This is a genomic window from Enterococcus gallinarum NBRC 100675 (genome assembly GCF_001544275.1).
GTDB lineage: Bacteria > Bacillota > Bacilli > Lactobacillales > Enterococcaceae > Enterococcus_D > Enterococcus_D gallinarum.
Genome location: NZ_BCQE01000002.1, coordinates 26,451 through 41,268, shown reverse-complemented (window position 1 = coordinate 41,268; position 14,818 = coordinate 26,451). Strand labels below are relative to the sequence as shown.

Sequence of the window (14,818 nt, the reverse complement as noted above, 5' to 3'; positions counted from 1 at the left end):
GCAAGTCCTCTTTTTGAGAGAGAATCAATGACTGGAAAGGCGAGGAAAGAAATGAAGCGTAAACATATTTTATATCGTGATGTGGCAGATAAAATCAAAGAAGACATCATGTCCGGACACTATCCTGTTGGTTCTTTTCTACCGACAGAAACCGAATTAGAAGCAGCCTTCAATGTGAGTAAAATCACGGTACGCAAAGCAATCGAGCTATTAGCAGCAGATGAATATGTCGAAAAGCGCAGTGGACGCGGGACCACGGTTTTAAGTAATCGACCTTATAACAAGTTGTCTAAAGGGACAACTTTCAGCCAGTTATTAGAAAAAACCGGCAAAGAATATACCAAGAAAAATCTTGATTTTAACCTAGTTGAGCTCGCAGAAGATCATCCAGCTTCTGCTTTGATGGGCAGAGAAGTCATGCGTTTGCGGCGCATGTACTACTTTGACCATCAACCATTTATTTATTATGAATATCATTTGCCCAAATTGTTAAAAGGCCTTGCCATGGAAGAATTGGAAGAAAAATCACTGTACCGTATTTTAGATGAACATCGGATGGTGATCGATACCTTTGAAGATTCGTTTGCAGGACTGACGTTGAATGAAGAACAACAAAAATTTCTGATCACACCAGAGATTTCCGCTTTAAAGCGCGTCCGTCGCTCTTATGATCTGCATGGAGAAGTGGTAGAATATACAGAGGGCATCTATAATACAGCATTGCATCCTTATGTGATCGAGTTTGAAGCCTAATCCCTTGATTAGGCTTTTTTTACAAGAAACAGCGAACATAGGATCATACATGTTAGAAGGAGTGAGTGTTATGAAAACCATCGCCTTTATCGGGGCCGGAAATATGGCGAAAGCAATTATCAAAAGATTGATCCAATCGGAACTATATCAACCAAAGGAAATTTTAGTCTACAATCATCGGTATGAACCGACACTTAAACAGTTGGAACAAGACTTAGGAATCACCCCTACATTAGAACTTTCTGAAGCCGCGGCGGCTTCAATTTTGATTTTAGCTGTCAAACCGTTTGTGTTTCCTAAATTATTGAAGGATCTAAAAGAGCAATTAAATGAACAACAGTTAGTTGTATCGATCGCAGCAGGCGTTACGATTGCGCAGATGGAAGAAGTCTTGGGTCAGCGCAAGATCGTACGGGTGATGACGAATACTCCAGCATTAGTCGGGGAAGGAATGACGTCGATCAGTAACAATCCGCATGTGACCGTAGAGGAAGCTGGAGAAATCCAACAATTATTTGAAAGCATGGGAAAAGCAGCCCAAGTGCCTGAATCCATGATCGATGCTGTGATTGGGGTCAGCGGTTCTTCCCCAGCATATACCTATCTATTCATTGAAGCATTGGCCGATGGCGCAGTCGCCGAAGGAATGCCCCGCCAAATGGCCTATGAATTTGCTGCTCAGGCAGTTTTAGGCGCTGCGAAGATGGTGCTGGAGACCAAAGAACATCCTGGTGTATTGAAAGACAATGTCAGTTCTCCTGGTGGTACGACCATTCAAGCCGTAAAAACACTGGAAGAAAATGGCTTTCGTGCTGCGGTGATGAAGGCTGTTCATGCTGCTGCCGAAAAGAATCGTCAAATGTCTTGATTAAAATACTTATATTGAAACTGCTTGAGTATGAAGGAGAGAAGGAGTAAAGAGTCTATGAAAGAATTATTGATTTTTGATTTGGACGGATTGCTACTGGATACGGAAAGAGTTTATCATGAAGGCTGGTTGGCACTTTTTGAAAAGTACCATCTACCAATCACATCGGCAGATATCGTTTCTTGGCGTGGGCAAAGCTGGCAACAGACAGCAACCTTACTAGCGAAAAAAGTTGGTGGTCTTCAACGTGTGGAGGAACTTCGGCAAGAACGAGAAGGGTACATTGAAGACCAATTGCTCAATGGAAACTTGCAGCCAAAACCATTTGCTCATGAGACATTGGCACTGGCACGAGAAAAAGGGTTGAAGACAGCATTAGCCACTTCTTCGATGGCCTTTCGAGGTGAAAAATTACTGGATTATTTTGAATTGCAGAATGCATTTGATTTCAAGACGTTTGGTGACGATGTCCCAGCACACAAACCAGATCCGGCTCCCTATTTGCTGACATTGAAAAAAGCAGCACGTACCTCTGAATCAGCTTTAGTAATGGAAGACTCATTGCCAGGAGCTACCGCAGCAACTCGGGCAGGAATTCAAGTGGTGTTGATACCGGATCAAAGTTTCAATCATCATTTTTCAGCTGATGAAAAAGCCGGTTTGAACCTTTATGCCGAAACGACTTCTCTTGAGTACGTTTATCAACTATTGGCCACTGAGCAGTTGACAAACTAGAACAGGCACCATCGATCGTATCAAGTATAACGGTCAATGGTGCTTTTTTATGATTGCTTTTAGCAAACAAATTGTTCGTCTGCTAAAAGCAGTCGTGTTAAAGTTAAAGAAAAGATTAACAATAAGGGAAACTACGCGAAAAGTAAAGGGGTTTCATTTTGACAAATGGTACATTTTGTCAAAAGGCTGATATCAAGGGGATCATTCCCATTGGCGGCGTACAAAAAACGTGGTAAATTATCCTTCGACGAAGAAAAGTGGGGGAAAGAAAATGAACAAAATCAAAAACGTGTTTTATTTATACAAATTAGACTGGAAACGAATTTTTAGTAATCCGATTTCCGCTTTTTTGATCATTGCTTTGATGATTTTGCCCTCGCTTTATGCGTGGTTCAATATCAAAGCATTATGGGATCCATATGGGAACACTAGTGAACTGCCCATTGCTGTTTACAGCGCGGATAAAGGCGCAGAATTCCAAGGGAAAGAGCTATCGATTGGGAATGAAGTGATCGACTCTTTACATGAAAATAAACAGTTAGGTTGGCATTTTCTAGATTCTAAAAAAGAATTAGTGGAAGGGGTCAAATCAGGTAAATATTACGCGGGAATTTATTTGCCTGCTGATTTTTCAAAAGATCTGGTCAGTTTTACCAGCGGTACGATCGTTAAACCGAAAATTGAATACTACAGTAACCAAAAAATCAATGCTATCGCCCCTAAGATCACTGACAAGGGAGCGAGCAGTCTCCAAGAACAGATCTCAAAGAACTTTATTGAAACTGCTAGTTCTACATTAGTCAAAGTGTTCAACGAAATCGGGTATGATATTGATTCAAATCTAGTTAGTATCAATAAAGTCAAAAATATGATTTTAGAGACCGATGGCAATCTTGACACCATTGATAGTTACACGAAGCAAATTGTTGAATTGCATGACAAGTTCCCGGAAATCAAAGACAAAATCGCCAAAGCCGAAGAATTTACGGATTATATTCCTCAGGTCGATGAAATGGGGAATAAACTGATCGCATTGAATGAGAAGCTGCCAGAATTAAAAAAACAAGCTAGTGTCATTCTGACATTGCAGAAAAAGATCCCTGAGATTCAAAATGCCGGCAAGCAATTAAAAATGATCGATGATGATTTTGATTCTATTGCTAGTACAATGACAGATGGTATTGACACAGCCAAACAAGGACTGCAAATCATTGATCAAGTACAAACCGCATTGCCAGAAATCCAACAATTAGGGGACCAAGCAACAGACTTTGCCTCAGCGACGAAAGAAGGCGCCCAACAGTTACAAGATGCGCTACCAAGTATTTCTAATAGTGTTCAAGTAACGATTGATTCCATCAGTCAAGTCGCTACCACGACAGTTAGCTTAACGAATACAATCAAACAAGCAATTGCTGACAATCAATTGACCGACCAAGAACGGGAAAACATCCAAAAGGTCATCAGTGATTTCCAACAAAATATTCAACGACAACAAGCAGCGTTGGATGGCCTGATCACTTTCTTAACTAATCTTCAAAACTCAGGCAACACATCCGATTTATCAGGGATCATTAATCAATTGAGGGATGCAAAAAGTCTCTTAGGGGATCTTTCTTCGCGGCTAAATCATTTAAGCGAATTGGTTAAAAATGGGAATACAGATGCCATTACCAACTATTTAACTGAAGTCAACACTGCTGCACAAAATGTTATGGATCTTTTAAAAGGCATTAATGTGACGAATATTACCGATACCATCGACAATGTTTTATCTAAATTGATCACCACCATCACCACAGCACAAGATGTATTGAAAAAAGCGCAAGCCATTGACTTCAAGTCTTTATTGGCATCAACTAAAAATGTGGTCAGCAATGCTATCAGTATCTTAGAAAAGTATCAAAAAGAATTACCTGCTATTAAGCAAGAATTGCATGATGCCAATACGATGCTCAATGGTCACATGGATGAGATCGTCGCAGCCATCAACAAAGGGGCCGATCTTTACAACAATGAACTGCCAATCGTTGAAGATAAGTTAGGGATTGCGGCTGGTTTCTTGCAAAATGACTGGCCAACCATCAAAGCTGAAATCACTTCGACCATGAACATGGTTGATGAGAAACTGCCAGATGTAGAAAAAGCATTGAATGCGGCAGTTGATTTGATCAATAATGATTGGTCAAATATCAAAACAGGCATTCATAAGGCAGCCAATGCGATTCGCAAAGGTGAAAGTGAAGTTGATCTAGGCGAGATCATCAAGTTGTTGAAGCTTGATGCAACTAAAGAAGCGGATTTCTTCAAACAACCAGTTGAATTGCAAACAAATGACATCTATCCGATTGCCAACAATGGTTCTGCCAGCACTCCATTCTATACAGCATTGTGTTTATGGGTCGGGGCGTTATTGTTGTCAAGTGTGGCTACAACAGAGTATCATTTAGAGAAGAAAGATAAAAAACGCTTTACGCAACGAGAAACATTCGTTGCTCGAATGCTGACTTTCCTAACTATGGCCATTGCGCAAAGCTTGATCGTTACACTAGGAAATATGTTCTTATTAGGAGTAGATGTTCATAATCCGGTATACAGCGTCTTGTTCGCATTACTCGTTGGACTGGCATTTATGATGATCGTCTACGTCTTAGCCGGACTGTTTGGCAATGTCGGGAAAGGGATCGCGATCATTATCCTTGTTCTATCCATTTCTGGTGGGGGCGGAAATTATCCGATCCAAGTCTCTGGTAAATTTTTCCAATTTATCAATCCACTGTTACCATTCACCCATGCAGTCAATCTGTTACGGGAATCAGCCGGCGGGATCTATTGGCCAAACGCCATTCCTCAGTTGATTATTTTGTCACTGTTGTTTATCGTATTTGGCATCATAGGAACATGGGCTTATCCTTATCTAACAGATGTAACCAAGAAACTAAATAATGTCTCGAAAAAGAGTCATTTTTTCCATTAAACAATCAAGAGCAGATAGGGCACGATGTTCTATCTGCTTTTCTTGAATCTTCTTGCGAATTCTGATAAAAAGAAGAGGGAGTTTGTTCAAATTTTTCATGCCATTTTCATTGACTTTTGTCGGTTTCAGGAGTAGCATACAGTCTTGTTAATTCAGTAATTATCAAAGAAATTTTGTATGTGCAATTATGATCTTTTTCATGAAAAAAGGAGTGTAAAAAAGTGGAATATTTGAAACGTTTGTTGGTCGGACGTCCATTGAAATCCGCGGAGAATGATGAACAAAAATTGACAAGGAAAGCCGCGTTGGCTTTGTTATCTTCGGATGCATTGTCATCAATTGCTTATGGGACCGAACAAATCGTTGTTGTCTTAGTTGCTTTGTCAGCTGCTGCTATCTGGTATTCACTACCGATCGCCGCATTCGTTATTATCTTGTTGATTTCATTGACCTTATCCTATCGTCAAATCATTCATGCGTATCCTCATGGTGGTGGGGCGTATGTCGTTAGTAGTGAGAATTTAGGCAAGAATGCAGGATTGATCGCTGGTGGCTCTTTATTGATCGACTACATGCTGACTGTTGCCGTTTCGGTATCGGCTGGGGCAGAAGCGATTACTTCTGCAGTACCCGCTCTATATGGGCATCAGGTGGGTATCTCGATCACTATCGTTTTACTGATTATGATGATGAACTTACGGGGATTACGAGAATCTGCGAGTTTCTTGATGGTTCCTGTATACACCTTTATCGCTGTGATCACGATCTTGATTCTTGTAGGATTATTTAATATTATCACTGGGGTACAGCCGTTAAATGCCACAGCCTTACCAGGTGCTGTTGTGCCAGGGGTTTCTGTCGCATTGATCTTACGCGCTTTTTCTTCTGGTTCTTCTTCATTGACAGGGGTAGAAGCAATCAGTAATGCTGTGCCGTTTTTCAAAAAGCCGCGAGCAAAAAATGCAGCTGCAACATTGACGATCATGGCTGCGATCCTAGGTTTCTTCTTTGTGGGGATCACATTCATCAACTATTGGTATGGAATCGTTCCAGAAGCAGAAGTAACGGTCCTTTCGCAAATCGGAGCTGCGATCTTCGGTCACGGATTCATGTATTACGTTCTGCAGTTCGCAACAGCTTTGATTTTAGCAGTTGCGGCGAATACTGGATTCTCCGCATTCCCAGTGTTAGCTTATAACTTAGCGAAAGATAAATACATGCCTCATATGTACCAAGATCGGGGAGACCGCTTGGGTTATTCTAATGGGATCATTACGCTGGCAGCAGGTTCGATCGTTCTATTGTTCATTTTCCAAGGATCGACGGAACGGTTGATTCCACTTTATTCGATTGGCGTATTCATTCCATTTGCGCTCTCACAAACAGGAATGGTGGTTCGATGGAAGAAAGCTGGTAAAGGATGGTTCTTGAAATCATTGGCCAACATCGTCGGAGCGTTGATTTCTTTTGCGATCATTGCGATCTTGTTTGTTTATCGTCTAGGTGACATCTGGCCATTCTTTATCATCATGCCAATCCTACTGTTTGTCTTTTATAAGATCCATGATCATTATAAGAAAGTCGCTGAGCAGCTACGTTTGGAAAAAGAAGTGGCACTCCACAAATATGATGGCAATACCGTTATCGTATTAGTGGGAAATGTGACCCGTGTAAATATCGGGGCTTTGAATTATGCACAATCCATCGGAGATTATGTAGTTGCAATGCACGTATCTTTAGATGAAGATGTCAAGAAGGAAAAAGAAATTGAGCAAGAGTTCAAACAAAATTTCCCAGATGTCCGTTTTTCTGTAGTGCATTCTTCTTATCGTTCGATTGAAAATCCAATCATTCGTTATGTGGATTTAGTCAGCAAAAACGCAACGAAACACAATTATACGACGACAGTTATCATTCCACAGTTCGTGCCACGTCGTCGCTGGCAAAATATTTTACACAACCAAACAAGTCTACGTCTAAGATTCCGTTTATCATGGCGTGAAAACATTGTTGTAGGAACTTACAGTTATCATTTGAAGAAATAGATTAAGTTCTATAATCAAAAAAAGACTATCTAACTCTAATACCGAGTGAGATGGTCTTTTTTGTCTTATTTTCAGCGAAGGAATCTTTTATCGCACATCAAAAATGATGAGAGAGTGTGCCTGTGATTCCTAAAAATGTTTAGCTGTAAAACATTTTGATTTTAATATCTTGATCATAATTACCAAACCCTTTGCCAAACAATGTACATCCCCCGATGTTTTTAGCATCTTCTTTTACCTCAACTCTTAAATGCCAAGTATCTTCATAAGCAGGAATGTCCTTGATTGTGACTTTTGACAGTGGCTCACCTTCCATATACGTTCCATGATCCATGATTCGAATTGTTTTCAATAGACCGTATTGATTCAAGTTATCCGGATACCAATCTGGCGTAAACTTACCGCGAATATCCGCAAAGTCTCCGGGACTTGTCCAGCTTCCCAATTCGATTCCATTCAATGTAAAGGTAATGTCAGATGGCCAGTTGTTATTAGAAAAAGGAAATTCAGAAGAGATTTCCATAGAAATCTCAAGCATTTCTAGTTTCTCGTCTGAAGACAGGAAGTTTGGAGACTGATATTCAACAAACCCTTTTGTGAACCAAAGAATCCGAGCATCCATTCGAGTCGGATCCATAAAAAATTTAGGTTCGTCTACTGAACCAATAAAGCCGTTGAGTGTTGCTAATCCGCAAGTTGGTTCGACAGAATAATTTGTATAATGCCCAATTGGGATTGATGTTTCTCTAGTATCAAAGGCATTAAAGATTTTTTCTGGAAAATTGATATCAATGTGGTCAACGCGCAGACTGGAAATCTTTCGCTGCCCAACACGTTCTGTCTTAATGATTTTTGCTTGCTCTAGTTTTTTGATATGCATTGTGACAATAGCACTACTTAGCCCTAATTCTTGTGCGATTTCTTTCACATTCATTTTGTTTTTGGCAAGTAGTTGAATGATTTTGATGCGTACATTACTCGCCAGTGCTTCATAGACTGGCAATGCTTCTTGATTGATTTCTAATTGCATCATTTCACCCCCGTTATAGTTATAAATGATTTACTTGAATGTTAACATATTTGTTAATTTGTGTAAATAAGTTTATTTACAACGATAATTATTAATATAAACATTAATTAATATCGATATTACTTGGATATATTTAATCAAAATATTGTTGACAGCGATTACAAATAACGCTATTATTTAGTTGTAAATTGAAAGTGTTTGCAAACGCTGAATATAAATAATGAAATTATACATGATTGTTTAATTAGTGTTGACGAGGAGGATAGGGCTATTGGCTTCAAAGATTACAATTCAATTTCAATGAAAGAGGGTAAATCATGAAAAAGAAACTTATTATTATTGGCGCATTGGTTGCAGTAGTTGCAGTTGCTCTCGTTGGGTTTAACAGGTACCGCGCTTCAGAAAAAGAAAAATATACAATCAATTTTTGGTCCCCACTCACTGGTGATGATGGTGCCTATATGGATAAGATTGTAGATGAATTTAATGAACAATCTGATTCAGATTACAAAATAAATCATGTGATTACTTCGGATATGTATACAAAATTAAGTACAGTTGTTAGCTCTAAAAATGGTATCCCTGATTTGACACTAATGCATTCTTATAAAGTTGAGGAGTTTGTTAATTCAGGCATTCTTGATACAGTTGAGCCTTTGATTTCGTATCAACCAGAGTTAGAAGAGAGCAATTATTTAGATACTGCTTGGAATGCAGGAAAAATCGGCGATACTCAATATACGATCCCATTAGATATCCATGCCAGTGCAATGTATTACAATCAAGATCTTTTAGAAAAATACAATGTCACTTCTTGGTTAGACGACAACATCGTGACGTTTGATGAAATGATGTCTTTAGCAGGAAAAATGGATGAAGGCGATTATGTTGTGAATAACGCTTTGCTTTCTTGGGTTATCTTGGCACAGATCCGTAACTTAGGCGGCGCGATTTCTGACGATGCTGGGAACCCGACGGTGAATACGCCGGAAATGAAAGAAGCATTGGAAAAAATAAAAGCGTTAACAGATGCAGGTTTAATGACTCCTTATGGAGAAGATGGCTATTTGATGTTCCAAGGCGGAAACGTACTCTTATCAACAGATGGTACTTGGACTTCCACCGCTCACGATGCCGTTGAAGGGCTAAATTGGGGTGTAACAAATATTTATTCGACTTCAGATGACATCGCAACCAACCGAGCAGCTTCTCATATGTTTGGCATGCTGAAGAGTGAGTCTAGAACAGAAGAAAAAAAGGAAGTTATCGCAAAATTCTTGGAGTTTGTTCGTACTAACTCGATTGAATGGGCTAAAGCTGGGCAAATCGTTGCCAGTAAAGATGTTTTAGAAAGCGATGATTATAAAAAATATCCACAATCTTTCTTTACATCAACACCAGAAGAAGAAGACACACTATATATCTTTGACTATGTTTATTTCTCTTATGTTTTAGAAGCACTAGATGTCTATTGTACAGATATTGCTTATGGTGAACTAGATTTAGATGAAGGTTTAGCTACGATGCAGCAGTATGTAGAAGATAAAATTGCGGAAGTGGCGAAATAAATTAAAGGGGATAAAACTATCCCCTTTCGGATTTTTTGAAGGGAATGAAAGGAATGAAAAAAAAGAACATTAATTGGGCTTCAATTGCATTTATTGGACCGCATATGGTTCTCTTTATTATTTTTGTATGTATTCCAACGCTCTATGGTGTTTATGCTTCATTTACTCAGTGGAACTTGATTTCGGATCCTGTTTGGATAGGTCTAAACAACTATAAGACATTATTATTTGATAGTTCTTCTACGTTTTACACTCAATTTTGGAATGGTTTGAAAAATACTTTTATTTTCGTTTTGATCATGGTTCCCTTACAGATCATTATTCCTTTGATGATTGCAGCGGCTCTACAACATAAAAAAGTGAAAATGAAAGGTCTTTTTCAAGCAATTCTATATATTCCAGGTCTTATTTCAGTATCAGCGGGATCTCTGATTTGGTCACTAATTTTTCACTCGAGATTGGGAGCTGTAAATAACATTTTTGGATATGATTTTTCATGGGCTTCTAAACAGCCATATGCTTGGATCTTGATATTTGTTGTCAGTATATGGGGAGCGATTGGTGGGAATATGATCATTTATCGCTCGGCTCTGGCAGGAGTAAACGAAGATTTATATGAGGCTGCTGAAATCGATGGTGCCGGACCAGTTCAAAAATTCTTTAATGTAACATTGCCATCTATTCGTTTTCCTCTTCTATATACAATTGTTATGACAACTGCCGGTGCATTCAATGTTTTTGCGCAACCGCTGATGATGACTGGCGGTGGACCCAATCGAAGTACTACTGTATTAATGATGTACATTCGTTCATTAGCATTTAGTCAAGGGGAATCAATTGCAGGGATGGCTTCAGCAATGGCTGTCATATTAGGACTAATTATTATGTGTGTATCTGTATTTCAATATTTTCTATTAGATAAAAGCAATACTTAAGGGGGCAAAAAGATGAATACACAAAAGAAACATATACCTAGTATGCTAGTCGCATATTTATTTTTAATCACTTTATGTATTATCTGGGTAATTCCATTGATTTTTAGTTTTGCAACTTCTTTTCGTTCTCAAACTGAAATCGTTTCTACCGGGTTTCGACTATTGCCAGTTAACTGGATTTTAGATAATTATGTAGCAATCTTGACTAATACTTCTACTGCACCAATCATGCAATGGCTGTGGAATTCTCTTTTTATTGCCGTTACTCATACTATCTTAGTGGTAATTGTTGTTTCTGTAACAGCTTATGGCTATGGCAGAATGCGTTTCAAATACCGAGACCGTATCTTTTATATTCTAATGGGGATTTCTATGTTCCCTGGAGTAGTTAATTTGATTCCTTCCTACAAAATTATCGAAACATTTGGTTGGGTCAATTCATCACTTGCTATGATCATTCCGGGATTAGCAGGGATGGGGAATATCTTTCTTGTGCGACAGTTTATGAAAGGCATCCCGCTTGAATTTGACGAGTCGGCAAGAATGGATGGTGCAGATGAGTTTACGATTTTTTCCGAGATCATCGTTCCGTTGATCAAACCTGTTCTGATTGTTGCTGGACTCTTTTCTTTCACTGGGTCTTGGAATGATTTCTTATGGCCGGTGATCGTGTATACGGATGTCAGCAAAATGCCGATCACAGCCGGTTTGCTATTACTACAAGACATTTATGGCAATTATCGAATGATTGGACAGTTAATGGGATCAGCATTGATTGCCATTATTCCAACAGTACTGCTGTTTTTATTTGCCCAAAAATATTTCATTGAATCTATGAACTTAAATGCGGGAATAAAAGGATAGTGAAACTTATGAACAGAAAAATAGAAAGAAATTTATTACGGGTCAGTGCTGTCTGGGATGTGTTGATCGGGTTAGTTACAATGTTTGGCTATTATCCTTGGTTTGAAGAACAAGGAATCGCTGCTTTTCAAAATAAAAATCAATATGAATATTTGCAATCAAGCCTTGTAGGTATGATCTCAAAAGTAGTCATGATCGTTGCTTTAGCGACTATCTTAATGGGTGTGATCAGTTGGATCAACGCTAAAAATATGAGAGATAAACAAATCAATAAAGGAACTATGAGATGGATGATTGCCTGTGTCATCATTCATTTAGTCATCTATGATGTCATCGGTATTGTATTCTATTTACTTGCAACTATTTTGTATATATCAAAAAATAAAGCATTGAGAACGTTAAAAACTGAAGATGGATATTTTTAAGAAGGTGTAGAATTTATGGCAGAAAATTATTTGGAACCAATTGTATTAGAACGAGCAGATCCATGGATATACAAGCATACCGATGGATATTATTATTTCACTGGATCAAAACCAGGATATCAGGAAATCGAATTAAGACGTGCGAAAACCTTAAAAGGACTGGCTGACGGTGAAGTAAAAGTTATCTGGACGGCTCATGCCGAAGGCCCCATGAGTGAGCTGATTTGGGCGCCAGAGATCCATTTTATTCAGGGAAAATGGTACATCTATTTTGCTGCTGCAGATCATGGAGAAGTCAGAAATGATCAGCATCATCATCGGATGTTTGCGATCGAAAATGCGAATGAAGATCCCTTTGAAGGCGAGTGGGTAGAAAAAGGGCAGATCAAGACGCAATTTGAAAGTTTCAGCTTAGATGCTACGGTATTTGAACACAGGAACCGATTGTATTATATCTGGGCACAAGCGGATCCAAATATTCCAGGCAATTCTAATCTTTACTTATCAGAGATGGAAAATCCTTGGACTTTGAAAGGAAAGCAGATTCTTCTGAGTATTCCTTATTATGAATGGGAAAAAATCGGCTTCAAAGTAAACGAAGCACCTGCTGCTTTGATTAGGAATGGAAAAGTGATCATTACTTATTCAGCAAGTGCGACGGATGAAAACTATGTGATGGGACTGTTGTGGGCAGATGAGGATAGTGATCTATTGAATGGATATTCTTGGCATAAGTTGAAGGAACCGGTTTTTTCGAGTTCGGAACAAAATTCCCTCTACGGACCAGGACATAACTCCTTTACAGTCGATGAGGAAGGGAAACAAGAGATCTTAGTGTATCATGCAAGACCAGAAATAAATGATTATAGTAATCCTTTAGAAAATCCCAATCGACATGCGTATGTCCAACCGTTTACTTGGGATAAAAATGGACTACCAGATTTTGGTGAACCCGGTGCAGTCAAAGGATAAAAGAGAGGGAAAAAATGAATACAAAAAGAAAAATGCTCTGTTTAACCATGTCCGTTTTTTTTACTAGTTTTTTTCTTGCTGGCTGTCAAACAGGAGACGCCGCTGAGCAACTTTCACAAAAGGAGTGGGAAACAACGACAAAAAATCGAGTGTCGATTCATGACCCATCGATTACTTCTATTCATGTTGGTGACCAAGAGCTGTTTTACGTATTTGGTTCGCATCTCGCCCAGGCGAAAACCGCAGATTTACAAACTTGGGAAGTACCTTTCACTCACGAATATGAATCAATGGAAGACAATATGATCTATGGTAACACAAAAGAAAATCTAGCTGAAACTTTTGAATGGGCAGGCTACGATGATGCCGATTCACAAGGTGGTTACAGCCTTTGGGCACCAGATGTCATTTGGAATGCTGATTATGAATGGTCAAATGGTGATAAAGGGGCCTATATGTTGTACTATTCCGCAAGTTCTACTTGGCGCCGTTCAGCGATTGGATTAGCTGTAGCTAAAACGATTGAAGGTCCATATAGTTATGCGGATACTGTGATCTATTCTGGCTTTACAGAAAAAGATTCGACAGATGGTAGTGAGCGCAATACAAACTATCAAAATACCCATTTGGCGAAATTGATCAAAGAGGGAAAAATCAGCGGTTTCAGCGAAAACTGGGCGATCGAAGATGGTCTGACATATAACACCGATTATGCGCCAAACGCCATTGATCCAGCTTTGTTTTATGATGAAGAGGGAAAACTATGGATGACCTATGGTTCTTGGTCTGGCGGTATCTTCTTATTAGAAGTTGATCCAGCAACTGGAAAACCAATGTATCCTGGGGAAGATAGCACGACGGAAGACGGACGTATCATTGATCGTTATTTCGGGATCAAGCTTTTTGGCGGCTATCACCAATCAGGAGAAGGTCCCTATATTGTTTATGATAAAGAAACCGGTTATTATTACTTATTCGTCACTTACGGTGGTTTAGCAGCAAAAGGTGGGTACAATATGCGACTCTTTCGCGCGGAAAAACCTGAAGGACCTTACCTCGATGCTCAAGGAAATAGTCCAATTTTGGAACAAGGAGAGCAAAATTCAAACTATGGTATTAAATTGATTGGTAATTACCAATTCTCGTTTCAACAAATGGGGTACCGAGCAGCGGGACACAATTCGGCGATCATCGATGAGAATGGTCAGTGGTCCTTGGTGTATCATACGCGCTTTAACAATGGAACCGAAGCCCATGAAGTGCGGGTCAACAGAATGTATATGAATGAGGAGGGCTGGCCAGTTCCAGCACCCTATGAGTATCGAGGCAATGAACAAGTAGCAGATGCTTTGACAGCAGATGAAATTATCGGACGCTATGAAATCATTAACCATGGCACCGATAATGGAACGACCATGCTAAAAACGCAGATGATCGAGCTTCAAAAAGATGGAAACATCACTGGAGAGTTGACCGGGACTTGGACATACGATGCCGGACACATCACAATGACCTTCACAGATACTACCTTCAAAGGAACCATATTAACTCAGGATATAACAGAATTCGAACAGCAAAAATTAACGTTCTCAACGATTGGCGATAATAATGAGTCCATTTGGGGAATCAAAGAATAGGAGTATAAC

Annotated in this window: 12 protein-coding genes; 11 read left to right on the top strand and 1 reads right to left on the bottom strand. The window is 39.3% G+C overall.

The window, feature by feature from the left end:
• Positions 1–51 precede the first annotated feature (51 nt).
• From EG2_RS01345 to EG2_RS01325, 5 genes are all read left to right on the top strand, one after another.
• A complete protein-coding gene (locus tag EG2_RS01345; RefSeq protein ID WP_003128220.1) occupies positions 52–753 on the top strand; it encodes a GntR family transcriptional regulator in 702 nt (233 codons plus the stop codon).
• A 70-nt stretch (positions 754–823) separates the two neighbouring features.
• Positions 824–1,621: a pyrroline-5-carboxylate reductase gene (proC, locus tag EG2_RS01340; RefSeq protein ID WP_060813176.1), complete on the top strand. Its 798-nt coding sequence runs from the start codon at positions 824–826 to the stop codon at positions 1,619–1,621.
• 57 nt (positions 1,622–1,678) lie between these two features.
• Positions 1,679–2,356, top strand: coding sequence for an HAD family hydrolase (locus tag EG2_RS01335; RefSeq protein ID WP_060813175.1), 678 nt, complete (start codon positions 1,679–1,681; stop codon positions 2,354–2,356).
• A gap of 271 nt (positions 2,357–2,627) precedes the next feature.
• Positions 2,628–5,333, top strand: coding sequence for a YhgE/Pip domain-containing protein (locus EG2_RS01330; protein WP_060813174.1), 2,706 nt, complete (start codon positions 2,628–2,630; stop codon positions 5,331–5,333).
• 221 nt (positions 5,334–5,554) lie between these two features.
• On the top strand, positions 5,555–7,378 hold the full coding sequence (locus EG2_RS01325) for an APC family permease (protein WP_060813173.1): 1,824 nt from the start codon (positions 5,555–5,557) through the stop codon (positions 7,376–7,378).
• 139 nt (positions 7,379–7,517) lie between these two features.
• Here EG2_RS01325 and EG2_RS01320 read toward each other — a convergent pair whose 3' ends face one another.
• The gene (locus EG2_RS01320) at positions 7,518–8,408 is read right to left on the bottom strand and encodes an ArsR/SmtB family transcription factor (RefSeq protein WP_060813172.1); all 891 of its coding nucleotides are present in this window, start codon (positions 8,406–8,408) and stop codon (positions 7,518–7,520) included.
• Between the two features lie 317 nt (positions 8,409–8,725).
• On the opposite strand from EG2_RS01320, the gene EG2_RS01315 reads away from it, so the two are divergent.
• The 6 genes from EG2_RS01315 to EG2_RS01290 are packed head-to-tail and all read left to right on the top strand — an operon-like array spanning position 8,726 to position 14,809.
• On the top strand, positions 8,726–9,976 hold the full coding sequence (locus EG2_RS01315; protein ID WP_060813171.1) for an extracellular solute-binding protein: 1,251 nt from the start codon (positions 8,726–8,728) through the stop codon (positions 9,974–9,976).
• A 44-nt stretch (positions 9,977–10,020) separates the two neighbouring features.
• Positions 10,021–10,911 (top strand): carbohydrate ABC transporter permease, encoded by an 891-nt coding sequence (locus EG2_RS01310; RefSeq protein WP_172461430.1) that lies wholly within the window; start codon positions 10,021–10,023, stop codon positions 10,909–10,911.
• A gap of 12 nt (positions 10,912–10,923) precedes the next feature.
• Positions 10,924–11,775 carry a carbohydrate ABC transporter permease gene (locus EG2_RS01305; protein WP_060813170.1) on the top strand — a complete coding sequence of 284 codons (852 nt, stop codon included), beginning with the start codon at positions 10,924–10,926 and terminating at the stop codon, positions 11,773–11,775.
• An 8-nt stretch (positions 11,776–11,783) separates the two neighbouring features.
• Entirely contained in the window at positions 11,784–12,200 is a 417-nt protein-coding gene (locus EG2_RS01300; protein WP_021150529.1) for a hypothetical protein, read from the top strand.
• A 15-nt stretch (positions 12,201–12,215) separates the two neighbouring features.
• Positions 12,216–13,172 (top strand): glycoside hydrolase family 43 protein, encoded by a 957-nt coding sequence (locus EG2_RS01295; RefSeq protein ID WP_060813169.1) that lies wholly within the window; start codon positions 12,216–12,218, stop codon positions 13,170–13,172.
• 14 nt (positions 13,173–13,186) lie between these two features.
• Positions 13,187–14,809: a glycoside hydrolase family 43 protein gene (locus EG2_RS01290; protein WP_060813168.1), complete on the top strand. Its 1,623-nt coding sequence runs from the start codon at positions 13,187–13,189 to the stop codon at positions 14,807–14,809.
• Positions 14,810–14,818: the final 9 nt, after the last annotated feature.